The organism is Hominisplanchenecus murintestinalis (assembly GCF_943193015.1).
GTDB classification, from domain to species: Bacteria; Bacillota; Clostridia; order Lachnospirales; family Lachnospiraceae; genus Hominisplanchenecus_A; species Hominisplanchenecus_A murintestinalis.
The window spans coordinates 72,798-93,124 of the sequence record NZ_CALPCM010000006.1; the positions used below are offsets into that span (position 1 = coordinate 72,798).

23 protein-coding genes and 1 other annotated feature are annotated in these 20,327 nt (G+C 46.2%); of the genes, 21 read left to right on the forward strand and 2 right to left on the reverse strand.

Annotated features, from left to right (window positions below):
• The first annotated feature begins 31 nt into the window (after positions 1-31).
• The 14 genes from NFR99_RS04135 to NFR99_RS04200 all read left to right on the forward strand — a co-directional run bounded on the left by NFR99_RS04135 (position 32) and on the right by NFR99_RS04200 (position 13,972).
• On the forward strand, positions 32-1,027 hold the full coding sequence (locus tag NFR99_RS04135; RefSeq protein WP_251352829.1) for a LacI family DNA-binding transcriptional regulator: 996 nt from the start codon (positions 32-34) through the stop codon (positions 1,025-1,027).
• Positions 1,017-1,613 (forward strand): M48 family metallopeptidase, encoded by a 597-nt coding sequence (locus tag NFR99_RS04140; RefSeq protein ID WP_251352837.1) that lies wholly within the window; start codon positions 1,017-1,019, stop codon positions 1,611-1,613. Before NFR99_RS04135 ends, NFR99_RS04140 begins: the two co-directional genes overlap by 11 nt.
• The gene (locus tag NFR99_RS04145; protein ID WP_168354753.1) at positions 1,610-1,786 is read left to right on the forward strand and encodes a DUF6472 family protein; all 177 of its coding nucleotides are present in this window, start codon (positions 1,610-1,612) and stop codon (positions 1,784-1,786) included. The genes NFR99_RS04140 and NFR99_RS04145 overlap by 4 nt, the downstream gene beginning before the upstream one ends.
• Positions 1,787-1,916: 130 nt before the next feature.
• The gene (locus tag NFR99_RS04150; protein ID WP_251352839.1) at positions 1,917-2,213 is read left to right on the forward strand and encodes a metallophosphoesterase family protein; all 297 of its coding nucleotides are present in this window, start codon (positions 1,917-1,919) and stop codon (positions 2,211-2,213) included.
• A gap of 51 nt (positions 2,214-2,264) precedes the next feature.
• Entirely contained in the window at positions 2,265-2,768 is a 504-nt protein-coding gene (locus NFR99_RS04155) for a GNAT family N-acetyltransferase (protein WP_120483014.1), read from the forward strand.
• Positions 2,769-3,115: 347 nt separating this feature from the next.
• The gene (locus NFR99_RS04160; RefSeq protein ID WP_120483012.1) at positions 3,116-4,408 is read left to right on the forward strand and encodes a putative DNA modification/repair radical SAM protein; all 1,293 of its coding nucleotides are present in this window, start codon (positions 3,116-3,118) and stop codon (positions 4,406-4,408) included.
• Complete coding sequence (locus NFR99_RS04165) at positions 4,409-5,179, forward strand: TIGR03915 family putative DNA repair protein (protein ID WP_135975552.1); 771 nt, start codon at positions 4,409-4,411, stop codon at positions 5,177-5,179. It abuts the gene before it with no gap.
• 287 nt (positions 5,180-5,466) lie between these two features.
• On the forward strand, positions 5,467-5,709 hold the full coding sequence (locus tag NFR99_RS04170) for an HPr family phosphocarrier protein (protein ID WP_120483008.1): 243 nt from the start codon (positions 5,467-5,469) through the stop codon (positions 5,707-5,709).
• A gap of 122 nt (positions 5,710-5,831) precedes the next feature.
• The gene (locus NFR99_RS04175; RefSeq protein ID WP_251352841.1) at positions 5,832-8,180 is read left to right on the forward strand and encodes an ATP-dependent DNA helicase; all 2,349 of its coding nucleotides are present in this window, start codon (positions 5,832-5,834) and stop codon (positions 8,178-8,180) included.
• 167 nt (positions 8,181-8,347) lie between these two features.
• Positions 8,348-8,593, forward strand: a binding site (T-box leader).
• Positions 8,594-8,618: 25 nt separating this feature from the next.
• Positions 8,619-10,586, forward strand: a complete 1,968-nt coding sequence (metG, locus tag NFR99_RS04180; RefSeq protein WP_277613450.1) for a methionine--tRNA ligase — start codon at positions 8,619-8,621, stop codon at positions 10,584-10,586.
• A gap of 2 nt (positions 10,587-10,588) precedes the next feature.
• On the forward strand, positions 10,589-11,362 hold the full coding sequence (locus tag NFR99_RS04185) for a TatD family hydrolase (RefSeq protein WP_135975550.1): 774 nt from the start codon (positions 10,589-10,591) through the stop codon (positions 11,360-11,362).
• A 2-nt stretch (positions 11,363-11,364) separates the two neighbouring features.
• Positions 11,365-12,225: a 16S rRNA (adenine(1518)-N(6)/adenine(1519)-N(6))-dimethyltransferase RsmA gene (gene rsmA, locus NFR99_RS04190; protein ID WP_120483001.1), complete on the forward strand. Its 861-nt coding sequence runs from the start codon at positions 11,365-11,367 to the stop codon at positions 12,223-12,225.
• Positions 12,226-12,390: 165 nt separating this feature from the next.
• Positions 12,391-12,894: a hypothetical protein gene (locus NFR99_RS04195; protein WP_120482999.1), complete on the forward strand. Its 504-nt coding sequence runs from the start codon at positions 12,391-12,393 to the stop codon at positions 12,892-12,894.
• A gap of 37 nt (positions 12,895-12,931) precedes the next feature.
• Positions 12,932-13,972 (forward strand): hypothetical protein, encoded by a 1,041-nt coding sequence (locus NFR99_RS04200; RefSeq protein ID WP_251352858.1) that lies wholly within the window; start codon positions 12,932-12,934, stop codon positions 13,970-13,972.
• Positions 13,973-14,317: 345 nt separating this feature from the next.
• On the opposite strand, the gene NFR99_RS04205 is transcribed toward NFR99_RS04200, so the two are convergent.
• Positions 14,318-14,860, reverse strand: a complete 543-nt coding sequence (locus NFR99_RS04205; protein ID WP_120482995.1) for an NADH peroxidase — start codon at positions 14,858-14,860, stop codon at positions 14,318-14,320.
• 121 nt (positions 14,861-14,981) lie between these two features.
• Positions 14,982-15,371 (reverse strand): Fur family transcriptional regulator, encoded by a 390-nt coding sequence (locus NFR99_RS04210; protein ID WP_251352860.1) that lies wholly within the window; start codon positions 15,369-15,371, stop codon positions 14,982-14,984.
• A gap of 396 nt (positions 15,372-15,767) precedes the next feature.
• On the opposite strand from NFR99_RS04210, the gene trxB reads away from it, so the two are divergent.
• The 7 genes from trxB to rpsD all read left to right on the forward strand — a co-directional run bounded on the left by trxB (position 15,768) and on the right by rpsD (position 20,302).
• On the forward strand, positions 15,768-16,691 hold the full coding sequence (gene trxB / locus NFR99_RS04215; RefSeq protein ID WP_120482990.1) for a thioredoxin-disulfide reductase: 924 nt from the start codon (positions 15,768-15,770) through the stop codon (positions 16,689-16,691).
• 177 nt (positions 16,692-16,868) lie between these two features.
• Positions 16,869-18,101 carry a 6-phosphofructokinase gene (locus tag NFR99_RS04220; protein WP_120482988.1) on the forward strand — a complete coding sequence of 411 codons (1,233 nt, stop codon included), beginning with the start codon at positions 16,869-16,871 and terminating at the stop codon, positions 18,099-18,101.
• Between the two features lie 188 nt (positions 18,102-18,289).
• Complete coding sequence (gene rpmJ, locus NFR99_RS04225; protein WP_003497809.1) at positions 18,290-18,403, forward strand: 50S ribosomal protein L36; 114 nt, start codon at positions 18,290-18,292, stop codon at positions 18,401-18,403.
• A gap of 236 nt (positions 18,404-18,639) precedes the next feature.
• Positions 18,640-18,882, forward strand: coding sequence for a hypothetical protein (locus tag NFR99_RS04230; protein WP_251352862.1), 243 nt, complete (start codon positions 18,640-18,642; stop codon positions 18,880-18,882).
• Entirely contained in the window at positions 18,861-19,229 is a 369-nt protein-coding gene (gene rpsM / locus NFR99_RS04235) for a 30S ribosomal protein S13 (RefSeq protein ID WP_120482984.1), read from the forward strand. The genes NFR99_RS04230 and rpsM overlap by 22 nt, the downstream gene beginning before the upstream one ends.
• 65 nt (positions 19,230-19,294) lie before the next feature.
• The gene (rpsK, locus tag NFR99_RS04240) at positions 19,295-19,690 is read left to right on the forward strand and encodes a 30S ribosomal protein S11 (RefSeq protein WP_120482982.1); all 396 of its coding nucleotides are present in this window, start codon (positions 19,295-19,297) and stop codon (positions 19,688-19,690) included.
• Between the two features lie 18 nt (positions 19,691-19,708).
• Positions 19,709-20,302, forward strand: coding sequence for a 30S ribosomal protein S4 (gene rpsD, locus NFR99_RS04245; RefSeq protein WP_120482980.1), 594 nt, complete (start codon positions 19,709-19,711; stop codon positions 20,300-20,302).
• Positions 20,303-20,327 lie beyond the last annotated feature (25 nt).

A 20,327-nucleotide genomic window follows, 5' to 3' on the forward strand; every position in this document is an offset into this window, starting at 1 on the left:
TTCCGGACGGGGAACAGGGAGCAGTGTAACTATGAATATAGCAGAAATTGCGGAAATGGCGGGCGTATCGAGGGCCGCCGTTTCCCGCTATTTTAATCAGGGGTATATTTCAGACGAGAAGCGCGAGGCGATTCGGAAAGTAGTAGAAGAAACAGGCTACCGTCCGTCGGTGCAGGCACAGACGCTCAGGACAAAGAAAACGAAGATGATTGGCGTTATTGTGCCGAAGGTGGCGTCAGGAACGATCGGAAAGATTGTGGAGGGCGTATTGTCTGTATTGAATGAACATGGTTATCAGGCGCTATTGGCAGTTACCCAGAATGATGCGAAGAAAGAGCTGGAATATCTGACGGCGTTTTGTGACAAACAGGTGGACGGCGTGATTTTAGCCGGAACGGTGTTCAGCGCAGAGCATAAACGGATTTTGAAAAATCTGTCTGTTCCGGTTGTGATTGTAGGGCAGCAGCTTGCGGGATATTGCTGCGTGTTTCATGACGATTATCATGCGTCTTATGATGTGACAAAGCTGTTTCTGCAGAAGGGAAGGACGAGGCTGGCGTATATCAGCGCGATTCTTCAGGACCAGGCGGTCGGGGCGGAGCGCTGCCGGGGCTTCCAGGATGCTGTGTGGGATATGGGGCATGGGGAGCTGGCGCAACGTTTTGTGACAGCCTCTTTTACGCTTGCTTCCGGTTATGAGAAGGCGGGGGAACTGCTGGAGAAATACAGGGATCTCGACGGTTTGATTTGTGCGACCGACAGGATGGCAGTCGGGGCTGTGAAGTGTCTGAGGGAACGCGGGATTCAGGTTCCCTCCCAGGTTCTGGTGGCCGGGCACGGCGATGCAGAGATGGCAAGGGCGCTGTCGCCTTCGCTGTTTAGCGTCCGCTATTTTTATGAGAAAAGCGGGCAGATCGCCGTTCAGATGCTCATGGAACAGATGGGGCATGGGGAGGAGGCCAGAAGAGAAGTGAAACTGGGATACTCTCTGGTAGAACCTGACAAAGAATCGTGGAATGGAAGGTGAAGGGATGCTGAGCGAGTATAAACTACAGGGGACGGAAGAAAATATTCCGGTGCGTATTATTCGTTCGGGACGGAAGAGCATCGGTCTGGAAGTAACAGGCGATGGGACGGCGCTGGCGAGGATTCCCGCCCGGCTTTCAGACAGGGAGCTGAGGGAATTTCTGAAAAAGCATGAGGAATGGCTGCAAGACAAGGTAAGAATGGTAAGAGAGCGGCAGAATGCCGGGGAATCTACAAATGCTGTTCCTGTAAACGAGCTGACAGCGGAAGATATAGAATATATTAAAAAAAGGATTTCGGAGCGTGTGGAATATTACAGCAGTTTCATGGGCGTTTCATATGGACGGGTTACGATACGGAACCAGAAAACGAGATGGGGGAGCTGCAGCGCGAAGGGAAATTTGAACTTTAATTACCAGCTTGCGTATCTGCCGCAGGAGCTGCTGGACTATGTAGTGGTGCATGAACTGTCCCACAGAAGGCATATGAACCATTCGGCGGAGTTCTGGCAGGAAGTAGAGAAGTATTATCCTGCCTATGAAGTTTGCAGGAAAAGACTAAAAGAAATCAGGATGGTAGAAGGATGAATACACAGTGCGAACAGTGTGCAAATTATGAATATGACGAAGAATATGATGTTTATACCTGCCAGGTCAATCTGGATGAGGACGAGCTGTACCGTTTTGTTACGGACACCTGGGAAAGCTGTCCTTATTACAGGAACGGGGATGAGTATGCCGTGGTGCGGCATCAGATGTAAAGGTTGTTGAATGAGGAGGTAAACTGCGTGTACGCAATCGTTTTAGGGTCAATGGCGTTATGCCTGATGGCAGGTTTGTACTGGATGACGGGAAAGTGGTTCTTTTTTTAGCCGTGCTTCATCTGAGGAGTTGCTGAAAGATATAGACAGAAGCCAGTTTATTATCGTAGCAGACCATCAGCCTGTGGGAGCAGAGGAAAATGCGGCGGCGGGCGTGGATTTGGAGCTGTCAGGACATACCCATGCAGGGCAGATTTTTCCTATAGGGTATTTTACAGAGGTGTCTGGAGGGATGAACTATGGAGAGTATCAGGAGGGAGACTGCAGGGTAATCGTTTCTTCCGGGGCTACCGGGTGGGGATTTCCGATTCGGACACAGGGAAAATGTGAATATGTTGTGGTTCATCTGCGCGGGCAGCAGGAATAATCAGGGAACATGCAGGCAGCGTGGCAGAATACAAAAAAGCGGAGGTGCGTTATGTTACAGTTAAGGCCGTATGAGGCAAGTGATGCAGAGAAGATTGTGGGATGGCTCAAGGATGAGGTATCATTTCGCCAATGGTGCGCGGACAGATATGAAAAGTATCCTATTACTGCAGAGGATATGAATGAATATTATGAAAGATATGCGCGAGAGGATAATCTGTATGCCCTGACAGCCGTTGATGAAGACGGAGTGGCAGGACATCTTACCATGCGCTTTTTGGACAGAGAAAAGAAGGCGGTTCATTTTGGGTTTATCATCGTGGACAGCAGCAAGAGAGGGAAAGGATACGGCAAACAGATGCTGAAGCTGGCGGTACAGTATGCGCATGAAGCTTTGGAAGCCGGGAAAATCACCCTGGGCGTTTTTGAAAATAATGCGTCGGCATATCATTGCTACAAGTCTGTGGGATTTCAGGAAGCAGAACCGGAAAAAACAGAGAGGTATCATATATTGGGAGAGGACTGGAAATGCATATGGCTTGAATTTAAATTATGATATAATATGGGCAGCCCTGGCAATTTTTCTTGTTTTAAGATATGATAAATTGAAATATTATTTTTTGTCAAAGTTCAATATATGAAAGAAGAGAACATTTCCAGGTTTTATTCCTGAAAATGTTCTCTTTTTATTAATTTAACGCTTTTAAAATATATTTTTTTGTAAGAAAAAGATCAGTTTTACATATTAAAGAGGTGAACAAAATTCACAAAATTGTTGCGCGGTGCGGAAGATTTTTTAGCTCTGTTGTTTTTGTGCAAACTTTTGTTCGTAAATACTTGCATTCTACCCGAACATATGTTACAATAAAGAAACAAACGAGTGTTCTTTGGAAGGTGTAACATATGAAGATACAGGAAGCGATGAGCATTTATGAAAAACTGGATATCCTTTCGGACGCGGCAAAGTATGACGTGGCGTGCACTTCCAGCGGTATAGACAGAAAGGGAGACGGTAAGCATATGGGAAATACTGTAGCAAAAGGTATTTGCCACAGTTTTTCAGCGGATGGCAGATGCATTTCCCTGCTGAAGATTCTGTTTACAAATGAGTGCGTGTTCGATTGCAAATATTGTATTAACCGCTGCTCGAATGATGTGCCCAGGGCTTCTTTCACGCCGGAGGAAGTCTGCACGCTTACGATGGAGTTTTATAGGCGTAATTATATAGAAGGTTTATTTTTGAGTTCGGGGATTCTGCATAATCCTGTGTATACTATGGAGCTTTTGTATCAGACATTGTATAAGCTGAGGAATGAGTGTCAGTTTCAGGGATATATCCATGTAAAAGCGATTCCGGGGGCGCCCCAAGAGCTTATTGACAGGACGGGGCTTTTGGCAGACCGTATGAGCATTAACCTGGAGCTGCCTACTTCTGAAAGTTTGAAAAAGCTGGCTCCCCATAAGAGCCGCCGCACGATTTTGACGCCTATGCGCCAGATACAGAATCGGATGGAGCAGAACAGGCAGGAACTGATGGTGTACAGGCAGGCGCCCCGGTTTGTTCCGGCGGGGCAGAGTACTCAGATGATTATCGGGGCGACGCCGGAGAATGATTTTGAAATCGTATCGGTGGCGGAGTCTTTGTATCAGAAATTCCAGCTAAAGCGAGTGTTTTATTCTGCGTTTGTTCAGGTAAATGAGGATTCGGAACTTCCGGCGCTTCCGGGAGGACCGCCGCTTCTGCGGGAGCATCGCCTGTATCAGGCAGACTGGCTGATGCGTTTTTATGGTTTTCAGGCGTCGGAGCTGCTTAGCGCCAAGCGTCCGAATTTCAATGTTTTTCTGGACCCGAAATGTGATTGGGCGCTTTCGCATCTGGAGCAGTTCCCGGTGGAAGTGACCCGGGCGCCTTATCAGACGCTGCTTCGGGTTCCGGGAATAGGCGTGAAGTCGGCGCAGAGGATTGTGAAGGCGCGGCGGTATGGCGCATTAAGCTTTGGAGATTTGAAAAAAATGGGCGTTGTGCTGAAACGTGCCTTGTATTTTATCACCTGCGGGGGAAGAATGATGTATCCGGTAAAAATTGAGGAAGATTATATTATGAGGAATTTGCTGAGTGTGAAAGAGAGGCTTCCGTTCGATTTGGAACATTATCATCAGTTGAATTTGTTTGACGACTGTGGGGTGGCGAGATAGATGGGAGAAAAAACAATCTTTTTGTGCGAGGATAGCACGGATGGGATTTTTACCGGAGTATATGATGCATGGGCCAGCAGGCTGGGACACGGGAATGTGAAGCTGGCTTTGAAAGAAGATATGAACTATGAGCTTTTTGCCCGTTATCTTGAGGTAGAACCGGATGGGGAAAAGGCAGGGAAAGTGGCGGATTCCCTTCGGAGAAAGCTGGGAGATGAAGATTATTATCATATTTATTGCGCAGCTTTGTCGCGCAGCCGGGAAAAGGCAGACTATATTTACCGGACGGTGGCAGCGGGGCTTTCCGGGGGAAGGCAGGGAGCGATTATGCAGAATCTTCAGAATCCCGCCGTATGCCGGGTTTTTGAGCTTTCCCGTACTACGGGGAATGAAGCGCACCGTTACTTTCAGTTTCTGCGTTTCCGGGAGCTGGAGAGCGGCGTATTGTTTTCAGAAATCCGTCCGGAGAACCATATCCTGCCGCTGATTGGCGAGCATTTTTCGGACAGGTTCCCCTGTGAACACTTTTTGATATATGACAGGACGCATCGGATGTTTTTGGCGCATGAAGCGTATAAGCAGTGGGTGCTGGTCGTTGGGGAAGAGCCGGATTGGGAGAAAGCAGGAAAGGTATCAGAGAAAGAGAGGGAAATCGAACAGCTCTGGAAGGGATTCTGCCGTTCGATTGCAATAGAGGAAAGGAAAAACCTGAATCTTCAGCGCCAGTTCCTGCCGATGAAATTCCGTGAATTTATGACAGAAATGAGATAAAATGGAAATAATTTTTTTGCGAAATTTTAAAGCAACACCGAAATTTGGAAAAATTATTGGAATAAATTCGCACAAAACGGGAAAAATATTTTAGTAAAAATCATGAAAAAAGCCGATAAAATGTCCGAATATGCCGGGACAAACCGGGATATAAAAGGATTGACAAATAGAAATCCCGGTGGCATAATGTCTGGCAAGAAATGCGGAAGCTGTCTGGCACATGCAGAAATTCCGGAGCCGGGCAGCTGAAGAGAATTTCGATTTAAGTAAAGAAAGGGTGAATAACTATGTCAGAGAGAACAGAGAAGAAGATTAAGCTTACCGAGTTGGAAGAGGTGAAGGAGTTCGTCAATGCTGCCGGGAATTGTGACTTTGACATTGATGTTTCTTATAATAGCAACAGGATTATCATTGATGCGAAATCTATGCTGGGCGTTTTGAGCCTGGATTTAACCCGTGCGCTGACAGTAAAATACGGCGGAGAGAATATGCAGTTTGAAAATGTATTAAGTAAATATGCAACGGCATAAAAGAGTTCCATCGCCGCAGGTGAGTTTATAAGAGTTTTGTGAAACGGCCAGTCTGTAAGTGTTTACGGGCTGGCTGTTTTTGTATTATAATGAAAGAAACAAGCGGTAAGGAAAGGGCAGTCATGGAAGAAATCAGGATATCCGTCCGAAATCTGGTGGAATTTATTTTACAGAGCGGGGACATTGACAATCGAAAGGGAACGATGGCTGATAAGGAGGCTATGCAGATTGGAAGCCGTCTTCACCGAAAAATCCAGGGCCAGATGGGGGCGTCCTATGCTGCGGAAGTGCCGCTGCGGCACAGGATAGACTGCGGGACGTATGCGATTGTAATTGAAGGACGTGCAGATGGAATACAGACGGACAGCAAGGGAGTGCTGGTGGATGAAATCAAAGGCGTTTACCGGGATTTGGCGCTGGTGGAAGAACCTGTTCCTGTGCATCAGGCGCAGGCGAAGTGCTATGCATATATTTATGGGCTGCAGAAGGAACTGGAGCAGGTTTGTGTACAGATGACGTATTGTAATCTGGAGACAGAAGATGTGAAGCGATTTCAGACGGATTTCTGTTTTCAGGAGCTGGAGGAGTGGTTTAACGGGCTCATAGATGCGTATAAGAAATGGTGTGAATACCAGATAGGCTGGGGGAAAGAGCGTACCGCATCTATAAAGGAAATGGAATTTCCCTTTGCTTACAGGGAGGGGCAGAAAGAGCTGGCGGCAGGCGTGTACCGGACGATTTTTCGGAAAAGGACGCTATTTCTTCAGGCGCCTACCGGGGTGGGGAAAACGATTTCCACGATTTTCCCGGCAGTGAAAGCCGTAGGAGAGGGGCTTGGAGAAAAGATTTTTTATTTAACGGCAAAGACGATTACCCGAACCGTTGCAGAGGAGGCATTTTCCCTGTTAAAAGATCGTGGACTGTCTTATAAAGTAGTGACGCTTACGGCCAAAGAGAAAATCTGCGGATGTGAAGAGATGGAGTGCAACCCGGAGGCATGTCCTTATGCCAAAGGGCATTTTGACAGGATTAATGATGCGGTTTATGATATGGTGACAACCCGTCAGGATTTTTCCAGAGAGGCTCTTGTCCGGCAGAGCGAGAAATGGCAGGTGTGTCCGTTTGAACTGTCGCTGGATGTGTCTCGGTGGGTGGATGCGGTTATTTGTGACTATAATTATGTGTTTGATCCCAGGGCACACCTCAAACGGTTCTTTGGAGAAAATGTGAAGGGTAGTTATCTTTTTCTCATAGATGAGGCTCATAACCTGGTGGAACGGGGAAGAGAAATGTTCAGCGCCGTATTGGTGAAAGAGGATTTCCTGGAGGTCAAGCGGGTAGTGAAACCTTACAGCCGGAAATTGGAACGGCTCCTGGAACAGTGTAACCGCAGGATGCTGGAATGGAAGAGGGAATGTCCGGATTACCGTGTGTTACCGGATGTTACGGTATTTTCCGCGGCATTGATGAGCCTGGCAGGGGAGATGGAAACTTTTATGGAGGATGTATCTCAGGGGAAAGCCAGGGAAAAAACGCTGGAACTGTATTTTGCGGTACGTACTTTTTTGGATGTGTGCGAAAGGCTGGATGAACATTATGTGATTTATACGGAAATGTTATCTGATGGGCGTTTTATGGTGAAACTTTTTTGTGTAGATCCATCTGCGAATCTTCAGGAATGTCTGAACAAAGGCAGGAGCGCCGTGTTCTTTTCTGCTACGTTACTTCCGGTGCAGTACTATATCAGCCTTCTGGGGGAGGACAGAGAACCGTATACGATGTATGCCAAATCTGTGTTTCGGCCGGAGAAAAAGCTGCTTCTGGTTGGCACGGATGTAAGCAGCCGCTATACCAGACGAGGATATGCGGAGTACCGGAGGATGGCGGAGTATATCCAGGCGATGATACAGCAGAGAACAGGGAATTACCTGGCGTTTTTTCCGTCATATAAGATGATGCAGGAGGTAGCAGAATGTTTTGGAGAACTGAATCGTGGAGAAGCTGAGGTTCTGCTTCAGAGCGGCGGGATGAAAGAAGCAGAGAAAGAAGAATTTTTGGCAGCTTTTGCGTGTGGCGGGAAAAAGAGCCTGGTGGGATTCTGTGTGATGGGAGGCATCTTTGGCGAGGGCATTGACTTGAAGCATGACCGTCTGATAGGCGCGGCTATCATTGGCACAGGGCTGCCCCAGGTATGCAATGAGCGGGAGATTTTGAAAAACTATTATGCCGGGCGGGGGCAGGACGGTTTTGCCTATGCCTATCTGTATCCCGGCATGAACAAGGTTCTGCAGTCTGCGGGGCGGGTGATACGCACCGACGAAGACGAGGGAGTCATTCTCCTGTTGGATGAGCGTTTTACCAGACGGCAGTATCTTGAACTGTTTCCACGCGAATGGGCGGACTATCGGTACTGTACCAGGGAGAATGCCGCAGAGGAAATGCGGCGGTTCTGGGAGGGACGGGGCGGGTGAAAGAGCAGAGTAAAGTTCGAGTGGGGACTATCGGTTTCGTAACTGCCCGGGGTAAGCGGCAGATTCCCCGGCAAACCGCAATTTGCGCCGGGATAGTTACAGCAGTTTAAAAGAACTGCGAAACCCTTCTTGACATCCCAGGCGCGATGTGTTAGCTTAGTGAAAAGGAAAACGCGGAGACGAAGAGAGTACACCCTTTGGAATATTACAGAGAATTCCCGATAGCTGAGAGGGATATAGGAAGAAAGGTGGAAGATGGCTTCTGAGCGGCGCACCGAACTGCACAGTGTGCGGCAAGGCTGCGACAGGAACCGCCTGTTACAGCGGAAGAGTGTGAAATTCGCACTTGCAGAGGTTCATTTCGTGAGGAATGGATAAAGTGAAGTGGTAACGCGGGAAAACTCGCCTTCTCAATGTGATGTTGAGAGGGCTTTTTTGATGAAAGGAAGAAAGAAGATGGAAAAGAAAAAGTTTTATATGACTACGGCAATTGCGTATACTTCAGGCAAACCCCACATTGGAAACACCTATGAAATCGTGCTTGCGGACAGCATTGCAAGGTTTAAAAGGCAGCAGGGATACGATGTGTTTTTTCAGACAGGGACGGATGAGCATGGACAGAAGATAGAGCTGAAGGCTGGAGAGGCAGGCATTACGCCGAAAGAGTTTGTGGATAATGTAGCTTCTGAGATTAAGAGGATTTGGGATTTGATGAATACTTCTTATGACAAGTTTATCCGTACGACAGACGCTGACCATGAGAAGCAGGTACAGAAGATTTTTAAGAAGCTGTACGAGCAGGGAGATATCTATAAAGGACATTATGAAGGGATGTACTGTACCCCATGTGAGTCCTTTTTTACGGAATCGCAGCTTGTGGACGGGAAATGCCCGGACTGTGGACGTGAGGTGCAGCCAGCGAAAGAGGAAGCATATTTTTTCAAAATGAGTAAATATGCCGACAGGCTGATAGAGCACATTAATACGCATCCCGAGTTTATCCAGCCTGTGTCCCGGAAAAATGAGATGATGAATAATTTCCTCCTTCCGGGGCTTCAGGACTTGTGCGTGTCACGGACTTCGTTTAAATGGGGGATTCCTGTATCTTTTGACGATAGGCATGTGGTATATGTATGGCTGGATGCCCTTACAAACTATATCACAGGAATCGGTTATGAGTGTGAGGGGGAGAGCACGGAGCAGTTTAAGAAGAACTGGCCGGCGGACTTGCACCTGATTGGAAAAGATATTATCCGTTTCCACACGATTTACTGGCCTATTTTCTTGATGGCTCTGGATTTGCCGCTGCCGAGGCAGGTGTTTGGACATCCGTGGCTTCTGCAGGGGGATGGCAAGATGAGCAAGTCAAAAGGGAATGTGTTATATGCGGATGATTTGGCAGAATTCTTCGGTGTGGATGCCGTGAGGTATTTTGTGCTTCATGAGATGCCTTTTGAAAATGACGGTGTGATTTCCTGGGAGCTCATGGTAGAACGTTTGAATTCTGATTTGGCAAATACGCTTGGAAACCTGGTAAACCGCACGATTTCTATGTCAAATAAATATTTTGGCGGTGTAGTTGCCGATAAAGGGGCGGCGGAACCTGTGGATGAAGAGTTGAAAGCGCTAGCTCTTGAAACGCCGAAGAAAGCAGCGGAAAAGATGGATGGCCTGCGTGTGGCAGATGCGATTACGGAGATTTTTGCATTGTTTAAACGCTGCAATAAATATATTGATGAGACGATGCCCTGGGCGCTGGCGAAGGATGAGGCGAAAAAAGACCGTCTGTCAACCGTGCTCTATAACCTGGTGGAAGGGATTTCTATCGGTGCGTCGCTTCTGGAGGCTTTTATGCCAGAGACTTCCGGAAAAATCCTTGCTCAGCTTCATGCAGAGAAACGCAGTCTTGAGGATATGGAGACATGGGGACATTATGTATCGGGCAGTAAGGTGACGGAGAAACCGGAAATCCTTTTTGTACGCCAGGATTTGAATGAGGTGCTGGCAAAGGTAGAGGAGCTTTACGGTCAGCCGGAGGAAGAGAAACCAGAGGAGCCTGTGATTGATATTGAGGCAAAGCCGGAGATTACTTTTGATGATTTCGAAAAGCTGCAGTTCCAGGTGGGGGAGATCATTGCCTGCGAGGAAGTGAAGAAGTCCAGGAAGCTGCTCTGCTCCCAGGTGAAAATCGGAAGCCAGGTAAAGCAGATTGTATCGGGGATCAAATCCCACTATAGTGCGGAGGAGATGGTTGGAAAGAAGGTACTGGTACTGGTGAACTTGAAGCCTGCGAAGCTCGCGGGAGTGCTTTCAGAAGGGATGCTGCTCTGTGCTGAGGATGCGGACGGTGTGTTGTCTCTGATGGTGCCGGAGAAGGAAATGCCCGCGGGCGCGGAGGTGTGCTAGGTATGATCTTTGACAGTCATGCCCATTACGATGATAAGGCATTCGATGAAGACAGGGACGAGGTGGTTTCCGGGCTGTATCAGGCGGGAGTAGGAGCCGTTGTAAATGTAGGAGCCAGTCTCAGGGGCGTCCGGGACACGGCTGCACTGGCAGAAAAATATCCTTTTGTATATGGAGCTGTGGGTATTCATCCCGACCATGTGGATCAGTTAAATGATGAAGTGATTGAGGAGATGCGGACACTGTGCGGCAGGGAAAAAATCGTAGCAGTCGGCGAAATCGGCCTGGATTATTACTGGGATAAGAATCCACGGAAGATGCAGCAGGAATGGTTTGTACGGCAGCTCTCTATGGCAAAAGAGGTAAATCTTCCGGTAAATATCCATAGCCGAGAAGCGGCAAAGGATACGTTTGATATCATCAAACAGGAACATGCAGGCAGCACAGGCGGGGTGATTCATTGCTATTCCGGTTCAAAGGAGATGGCCAGGGATTATCTGAATATGGGATATTATCTGGGAGTAGGCGGAGTCGTTACGTTTAAAAATGCCAGGGTACTGAAAGAAGTTGTGGAATACGCGCCTCTTGACAGGATACTGGTAGAGACAGACTGTCCTTATCTGGCTCCGGCTCCTTTTAGGGGAAAGCGAAATATGTCGTCCCTGCTCTCGTATGTGTTAGATACGATTGCCGCCTTGAAAGGCGTGTCACGGGAAGAAGCGGAGCGTGCGACATGGGAAAATGCCGTGGAAATGTATAGGATTGGAAAGAGGTAGGAATGGAGAAATTATCAAATCCCCGAAAAACCATAGAAATCATCCAAAAATACAAATTTGTTTTTCAGAAAAAATTCGGACAGAATTTTTTGATAGACGCCCATGTGCTGGATAAAATCATAGCGGCGGCGGAAATTACGAAAGAAGATTTTGTGTTAGAAGTAGGGCCGGGAATCGGTACGATGACCCAATACCTTGCGGAGAGTGCAGGAAAGGTTGTAGCAGTAGAAATTGATAAGGCGCTGCTTCCTATTTTGGAAGAGACATTGGAGGAATATGAGAATGCAGACGTCATCCATGCAGATGTGCTGAAGCTGGATATCGGGAAACTTGTCCGCGAGCAGAACGGGGGAAGGCCGATAAAGGTGGTGGCGAATCTTCCTTATTATATTACAACGCCGATTATTATGGGGTTGTTTGAAAGCCATGTGCCGATAGAAAGCATTACGGTGATGGTGCAGAAGGAAGTAGCTTTGCGGATGCAGGCACAGCCGGGAACAAAGGACTATGGCGCGCTTTCCCTGGCAGTTCAGTATTATGCAGAACCATATCTGGCGGCAAATGTACCTCCGAACTGCTTTATGCCCCGTCCAAATGTAGGGAGTGCAGTTATACGTTTGATACGGCATGAAGAACCGCGAGTATCCGTGAAGGATGAAGCGCTGATGTTCCGGATCATCCGGGCATCTTTTAACCAGCGAAGAAAGACGCTGCAGAATGGGCTGAACAATTCCCCGGAGATTTCAACGTCAAAAGAGCAGATTGCAGAAGCGATTGCTGCGCTGGGACTGCCTCCGGGGGTGAGGGGAGAGGCGCTTACCCTGGAGCAGTTCGCGGCGCTGGCGGATAAGATTTGCGGATAGCATCATATTATGATATAAATAAAAATGCAGACCGAGAGGTTTGCATTTTTTTCAGGAATTAAATCATACAATAATTAATGTTGACAAATAATGAAAGCAAATATATAATACGAAAAAAGGAAAAACAACAGAATAATACAAAAAATAGTAGGAAGTTTGATAATCATGAAAGTAAGAAGACTGAGGAAAATAGGGTATACGGCGGTGGCTTTATCATTAATGTTTGGAGGTTTGTCTTTTCGAGCATTAGCAAATGATGGGTTAATAAAAGGAAGCCCCAAATGTGAAATTGAAAAGGTAAGTGTACCTGTCCCAATTGGCAATATGGCCGTGCCGTTGGCGTCATCAAGTCAATGGCTATATACTTCGAAAATAACATGGTATCCTGTAGTAACATCAGAAGTTGGTGTAACTGCAACTTCTACAGCTACATATGCTGGAAAACCTAAAGCAATAACATCTATATATGCCAGAGCCAGTATTGTACAATATAATGGTACGGCTACGACGAAAAAAAGTACGAAAAAAAGTGCATCGTCTCATTCTGAGTTTGTCAGTGAAAAAGTTCCTTTGAGCCAGGTAAAGTGCTTTAAGAGTGGACATCAATATAAAAATAAAGGATATGAGCCTGTTACAGATAGAATGGTGAAATACCCCAATGGGAAATGAGAAGTAGCTTTAGGTGGGCTGGAAGGAGAAACTGGACATGAAATATAAAATCAGGACAACCATTGTTATGTGTCTGCTTATTTTATGTGTATCTGGATGTGATATGCGGCAAGAAGAAAAGACTGTGAAAGAGAATCCGGAAACGGCGACGATCAGCATAGAGAATGGGAAAGAAGAAATTACAAAACTGTCTTATCCTAAAAAGCAATATACAGAGTTTGAGAATAAGATGGGAGAAGACCGATCTGAGTATGCGAAGCCTATCAGCGAAGGGAATTCGTTAGGGCATTCGATTATGGGGAAGGATGGTCTGGTAGAGACAGAAGGAGTTTATCATTTGAAATCAGGAGAGGAATTTGAACGTTTTATACAGATAGGAAATTTTCTGGGAGAAGATCTGGACTTCAAGCTCCTCGTGTTCAATAACTGCGAGCAGATTGAATTTGATGTGGATGGAAAGCGGCAAAGTGTATGCGATGTGTATATAAAAGAAAACGAAAAGCTGCCGATACCAGTGACGCTTTCGTCTTTTCATAAAGGCTTGAATGATATTATTTTCCTTATTGTCTGTGATTCAGATATAAACCTGACGAGTGATGAACGTATAGACACGTATGATTTTAATACAGTTTATTTGCGCTGTACGATTTACGTAGATGATGAGAGTATTCCAGAGTTTCAACCAGTGGATGTCCAGGGGGAAGTAGCAGAAGATATTACGGATTTCATGCTTCATGAAGAGAAAGAAGAGGTAAATAAGATTTTTACCAGGAAATCTTTAAAGAAAAATGAAGAAATGGATTACTATCTTACAGTGGGGAATGCAGAAGAAGAGGATATGGATTTTGCCCTGTTACTTTTAGAAGATTGGGAGCAGAAGCCCCTGGATGGGGAGATGAAGAAAATTATTCATATGTCTGCCGGTACACAGATAACAATCCCGCTGAAGGCTTCTTTTAAAGAAGAGGGAGTGCATGAAATTACAGTGCTGAAAATAGCCAGTATTTATAAAGAGTACGATCCTGAATCAGGGGTTGAAGTGGAATCAAGCACGCGGTTGGGAATGGAAGTAAAATAGAAGATAGATATGGCAGGAAAATCGCCATCATGTCTGTATGGAATCCACTGAGGAATAGTGGATTCCTATTTTTAATGATCTCGAAAAGGACATTGATGTTTGCCTTACACATCCGAACTGCTGAGACATACGTCAGACAAAAAAGTAGTATTATCAAACGAATTATGGTATAATTACATTACACTATTTTTATGTAAATGTAAAATTGGAAATGTGGAAAAAGGCTTGAAAACAGGGCATTTATGAGGGAGAATAGGAGTATAATAAAGGACAATCAAAAAGGGAACAAACCATTTCTGATTCATTCCCTTAATTTCAAAAATCCTTCAAAATCCGGCGATTTGATTAGCCGAAGTACCTCTTTAACAGTCCCTCAAATGCCTTGCCATGTCTTGCCTCATCCCTTGCCATCTCATGAACGGTGTCATGGATTGCATCCAGGTTCAGGGCTTTTGCACGTTTAGCCAGGTCGGTCTTGCCTGCAGTAGCGCCGTTTTCAGCATCTACACGCATCTCAAGGTTTTTCTTTGTGCTGTCAGTTACGACTTCACCGAGCAGTTCAGCAAACTTTGCAGCGTGTTCTGCCTCTTCGTAAGCAGCTTTCTCCCAGTATAATCCGATTTCCGGATATCCTTCTCTGTGAGCAACTCTTGCCATTGCCAGGTACATACCAACCTCAGAGCACTCGCCCTCGAAGTTTGCCCTCAAATCAGCCAGGATGTCCTCTGGTACGCCCTGTGCCACGCCTACTACGTGCTCAGCTGCCCAAGTCCTTTCTCCCGCCTGTTTTGTAAATTTAGAAGCAGGTGCTTTACATACCGGACAAACTTCCGGTGCTGCTTCTCCTTCTGCAACATAACCACATACATTACATACCCATTTAGCCATTATTAAAATCTCCTTTTTCATATATTTTTTTCGTGCGGCAATAGCCGTCACTTAAAATCAGTAATAATTACTGATTTAACTTACCATAGTTTCGAAGGCTCGTCAAGAGATTTTCGGAAATTTATGGTTTTTTAATACAATCCCCACAAATCCCATAAAAATTCGTGACATGGCTGTCAATTTTTCCCGGAAAGTTTTTTTGGGCAATACCCAGAATGGAATCGATGCCTTCCATTTCCAGGTCTGAGACTTTATGGCATTTGCGGCAGATAAAATGATTGTGCGGAGTAATTCGTCCGTCGAAACGGTCTGCCCCGTCTCCGGTGGTGATTTTTATAATTTCCCCCATATCAGCCAGCAGGGAAAGGTTGCGATAAACAGTTCCGAGGCTGATATTAGGAAACTTTTCACGCAGATTTGTGTAAACGGTGTCGGCGGTGGGGTGGTCAATTCTGGAGGCCAGAAATTCTTTGACGGCTTCTCTCTGCCGGCTGTATTTTAAAGTAGGCATGGATGCAATTCCTTTCTTTTGAAAAATACTTTGCATTCAACAATTTTCATAAAAATAGTAATCATTATTACTATGAATATGATAGGGGATGCACGGCAATTTGTCAATTGTTTGTTAGAGCCTGGGAAAATTGGAGTAACAGTTCAGCCCAGGACTTTGCACTTGCTGCAAAGTCCGTGAGAATGCATAAATTCAGCCAGAGAATCCAGCCTTTTGCGAACAGCAAACTTTAATGGACTGGATTCCGTAACAGTGAAGCCGTAGGCTGAACTGTTACAAACCGGAAGTTGAAACCGGGTAATGATAATTTTTGAAAAAACCTGAGGAAACTGTGGTTGAACGGCGGCAAAATATGATATATTAATAAAAAAAGTGCAGCATTAAAGGAGAAGAGGTATGGATAAGGTATATGATTTACTGATCATCGGTTCGGGACCGGCAGGGCTGGCGGCCGCCATTTACGCACAGAGGGCAAAGCTTTCTACGGTAGTGTTGGAAAAGGAATATATCAGCGGCGGGCAGGTGGTGAATACTTACGAGGTAGACAATTATCCGGGACTTCCGGGAATCAATGGGTACGAATTGGGAGTCAAGTTTCGGGAACATGCGGATCAGCTTGGAGCGGAATTTGTTACGGCCGAAGTGGAGGAAATTATAATAGAAGAAACAGTGAAAAAGGTGGAGTCTTCTGCTGGGGAATATCGGGCGAAAGCATTGGTTTTGGCAATGGGAGCAGCCCATAGGGAACTGGGGGTTCCGGGAGAGAAGGAGCTGGCAGGAATGGGAGTTTCTTATTGCGCAACCTGCGACGGAGCTTTCTTCCGGGGAAGGAGAGTGGCAGTGGTTGGCGGCGGCGACGTAGCTGTTGAGGATGCGATTTTCCTGGCGCGGGGATGCGAGAAGGTAGTATTGATTCACCGTAGGGATGAGCTTCGGGCGGCGAAGAGCCTGCAGGAGCGCCTTTTCGCTTGTGAGAATGTGGAAATTATATGGGATACTGCTGTCAGGGAGATAAACGGTGAAGATCATGTAGAATCCATACGGCTGGAGAATTTGAAGACCGGAGAAAAAAGGAGCCTGGATATGGACGGAGTCTTTGTGGCAGTAGGCGTGATTCCAAATTCCCGGATTATTAAAGAACTGGTAGGAGTAGATGAAAACGGATACATTTTGGCAGGCGAGGACTGTGCTTCCAGCGTGAAGGGCATCTTTGCGGCAGGAGATATCCGAAAGAAACCGCTGCGCCAGATTGTCACTGCAGTGGCAGACGGGGCGAATGCGGTGACTGCTGTACAGGAATACCTGCTGTCTGTGCAATGAGCGTTAGAATGGCGCTTATTGCATGGAATGATAGTTTCATCCGGGTTTTTCCAGATTGATGCTTGCGGTAAGAGGGATTCTCTGTTATACTTTTTTCAATAGGCGTCCTGGACTGCCGCAGGCATAAACGGGGGCGCTTGGTAAACACACTAATATAATTTTAGGAGGAATGAACGAATGAAAGGGAACATTGTAGTAGGTCAGTCAGGAGGACCGACAGCCGTTATCAATTCCAGCCTTGCAGGCGTATTCAGTGCGGCAAAGGCATTAGGAGTTAAGAAAATCTATGGTATGCATCACGGAATCCAGGGCTTCCTGAATGAAGACTTGATTGATATTTCTGAGTATGTAAAGGATGATAAGGATGTGGAACTGCTGAAAAGGACACCGTCAGCTTTCCTTGGCTCCTGCCGTTACAAACTGCCGAAGATTGAAGGAAACGAAGAAGTATACGATAAAATTTTTGAGATTTTAGAGAAATATGATATCGAGTGCCTGTTCTATATCGGCGGAAATGATTCTATGGATACGATTAAGATGCTCTCCGATTATGCGGCAATGAAGGGCAAATCACAGAGGTTTATGGGCGTTCCAAAGACGATTGACAACGACCTTCCGATTACAGACCATTGTCCGGGATATGGTTCCGCAGCAAAATATATTGCAACTTCTATGAAAGAGATTATCCGCGATAACGAGAGCTTTGGCGTTGAGAAGCCGACCGTTACGATCGTAGAGATTATGGGACGCCATGCAGGATGGCTGACAGCAGCGGCAGCGCTTTCCAGAGGCGAGGATTGTGACGGACCGGATATGATTTATCTGCCGGAAGTTACCTTTGATGTGGATGATTTCGTGGAGAGAGTGAAGAAGCTTGCGGCAGAGAAGAGTTCTGTTGTCATCGCAGTTTCCGAAGGGCTGAAACTCGCGGACGGACGTTTTGCATGTGAGCTTGGAAATGCTTCTGATTTTGTGGATGCATTTGGACATAAGCAGCTTTCAGGCTGCGCGGCAGCCCTGGCAAATATCGTGGCAGGCGCTACAGGACTTAAGACACGTGCCGTAGAGTTCTCTACTCTGCAGAGGGCTGCTACACATATTGCTTCCCTTCAGGATATTAATGAAGCGTTCAGCGTAGGTTATCTGGCTGGACAGGCGGCAGAGGAAGGCAAGACAGGCATGATGATTACGATTGACGTAAAAGAGCGCAATCCGTATCAGGTAGGTTACAGCATCTATGATATCCACGCAATTGCAAACGTAGAGCGTCCGGTTCCGGCTGAGTGGATTATCAACGACGGTACAGATGTGAGCGAGGAGTATGTAAACTATGCGCGTCCTCTGATTCTGGGCGAGCTGACGCCGATGATGGTAAACGGTACGCCGAGACATCTGGTTCTGAAAAAATAATAACAGGCTATGGAAGAAAAGCAGGCTCCTTCGGGAACCTGTTTTTTCAGGCAAATTTTTCAAAATTAGTACTTGCATTCGTGAAAGGCAAGTGGTATACTGGTAAACGAACTTTGTGTCAGGACGCTATTTTTGTGTCCTTTTATGCTTGCATACAAGCGGCAATAATGGTGAAAGGAGGCATAACCATGAAGGTTAGATCATCAGTGAAACCTATTTGCGAAAAATGCAAAATCATCAAGAGAAAGGGCAGCATCAGAGTAATCTGTGAAAACCCGAAGCACAAACAGCGCCAGGGATAGGCATAGGATATGGAATGGATGCATATGTGTGCATTTCGTGGAAAAGCTGTCCGATGCGCGGAGCGAATCGGACGTTTAGGTTTATGTTTGTGAAATTGAAAGCGGCTGCAGTGTGACGCACCAGGCGGTGTTGTTATACTGATGACAATATATAGTAGAGTAGCGACGGAGAGAAATGTTAAGTAGCCTGTAAAGCTTCTTTTGCATTTTGTTGCTGTTGTATTACACGAGATATATTGCTCAAATACCGGACTTATGAGTACCGTCATGGGTGCGGAAAGGTCGTATTTATGCGGCTGGATATCAAAGAGGGGGCAGTCGTTTTTGACTGCCAGTCTGAAGGTATCTCAATTAGGGACAATATTTATGAAGGCGCAGGGGGCGCACGGCATTTCAGACACTGTCCACCCGGGGCAGTGGGCTGCGTGGACCGGCCGGGAAAATGGAGGAAAATTACATGGCTCGTATTGCTGGTGTAGACTTACCAAGAGAAAAACGTGTAGAAATCGGTTTAACTTATGTATACGGAATCGGCAGGGCAAGCTCAAACAAGATTCTTGCGGCTGCAAATGTGAATCCGGATACGCGTGTCAGGGATCTTACGGATGAGGAAGTGTCCAGAATTCGTGACGTTATGGATGAGCATTATACCGTAGAGGGTGATTTGAGAAGAGAAATCGCCCTGAATATCAAGAGACTTCAGGAAATCGGATGCTACAGGGGAATCCGTCACAGGAAAGGGCTTCCTGTACGTGGACAGAAGACCAAGACAAATGCAAGGACAAGAAAAGGTCCGAAGAGAACGGTTGCAAACAAGAAGAAATAAAAAGCTACCGAACCATAAGTAACAAGTTGACAAGTAATCATTATGAGAAAGTAGGTTAGTTTAAAATGGCTAAAAAAGTTACCAAAAAAGTGACAAAAAAGCGTATAAAGAAAAACGTTGAACGCGGACAGGCACATATCCAGTCATCTTTCAATAACACAATCGTTACCCTGACAGATGCAGAGGGAAATGCTTTATCATGGGCAAGTGCCGGTGGTCTGGGATTTAGAGGTTCAAGGAAATCTACTCCATATGCAGCGCAGATGGCAGCAGAGACTGCTACAAAGGCAGCATTAGTACATGGTCTGAAAACGGTAGACGTATTCGTGAAGGGTCCTGGTTCAGGACGCGAAGCAGCAATCCGTGCATTATCAGCGTGTGGTCTGGAAGTAACCAGTATCAGGGACGTAACACCTGTACCGCATAACGGATGTCGCCCGCCCAAACGTAGAAGAGTCTAATGAGGAGGTATTAGGAAGATGGCAGTTAATAGAGTTCCTGTTCTTAAAAGATGCAGATCACTTGGTTTAGACCCGGTTTATTTAGGGGTCGATAAGAAGTCTACAAGAGAGTTGAAGAGAGCGAACCGTAAAATGAGTGAGTACGGTTTACAGCTCAGAGAAAAACAGAAAGCGAAATTTATTTACGGCGTTCTGGAGAAACCTTTCAGAAATTATTATAAAAAAGCCGAGAGAATGTCAGGCATGACAGGTACAAACCTGATGGTTATGCTGGAGATGAGACTGGACAGCGTTGTTTTTCGTTTAGGATTTGCAAGGACAAGAAGAGAGGCAAGGCAGATTGTTGACCATAAGCATGTCCTTGTGAACGGCAAGCAGGTAAACATTCCTTCTTATTTGGTAAAGGTTGGGGATGTTATCGAAATCAAAGAGAAATGCAAATCAATGCAGAGATATAAAGACATCGTAGAAGTTACCGGAGGAAGGCTTGTTCCGGAGTGGCTTGACTGCGATTTAGAGGCTCTGAGAGGTACTGTAAAAGAGACACCGGCAAGAGAAGCGATTGACGTACCAGTGGATGAGATGCTTATTGTCGAGTTATATTCTAAGTAAAATTGTAGGAACCCTCGTAACTATA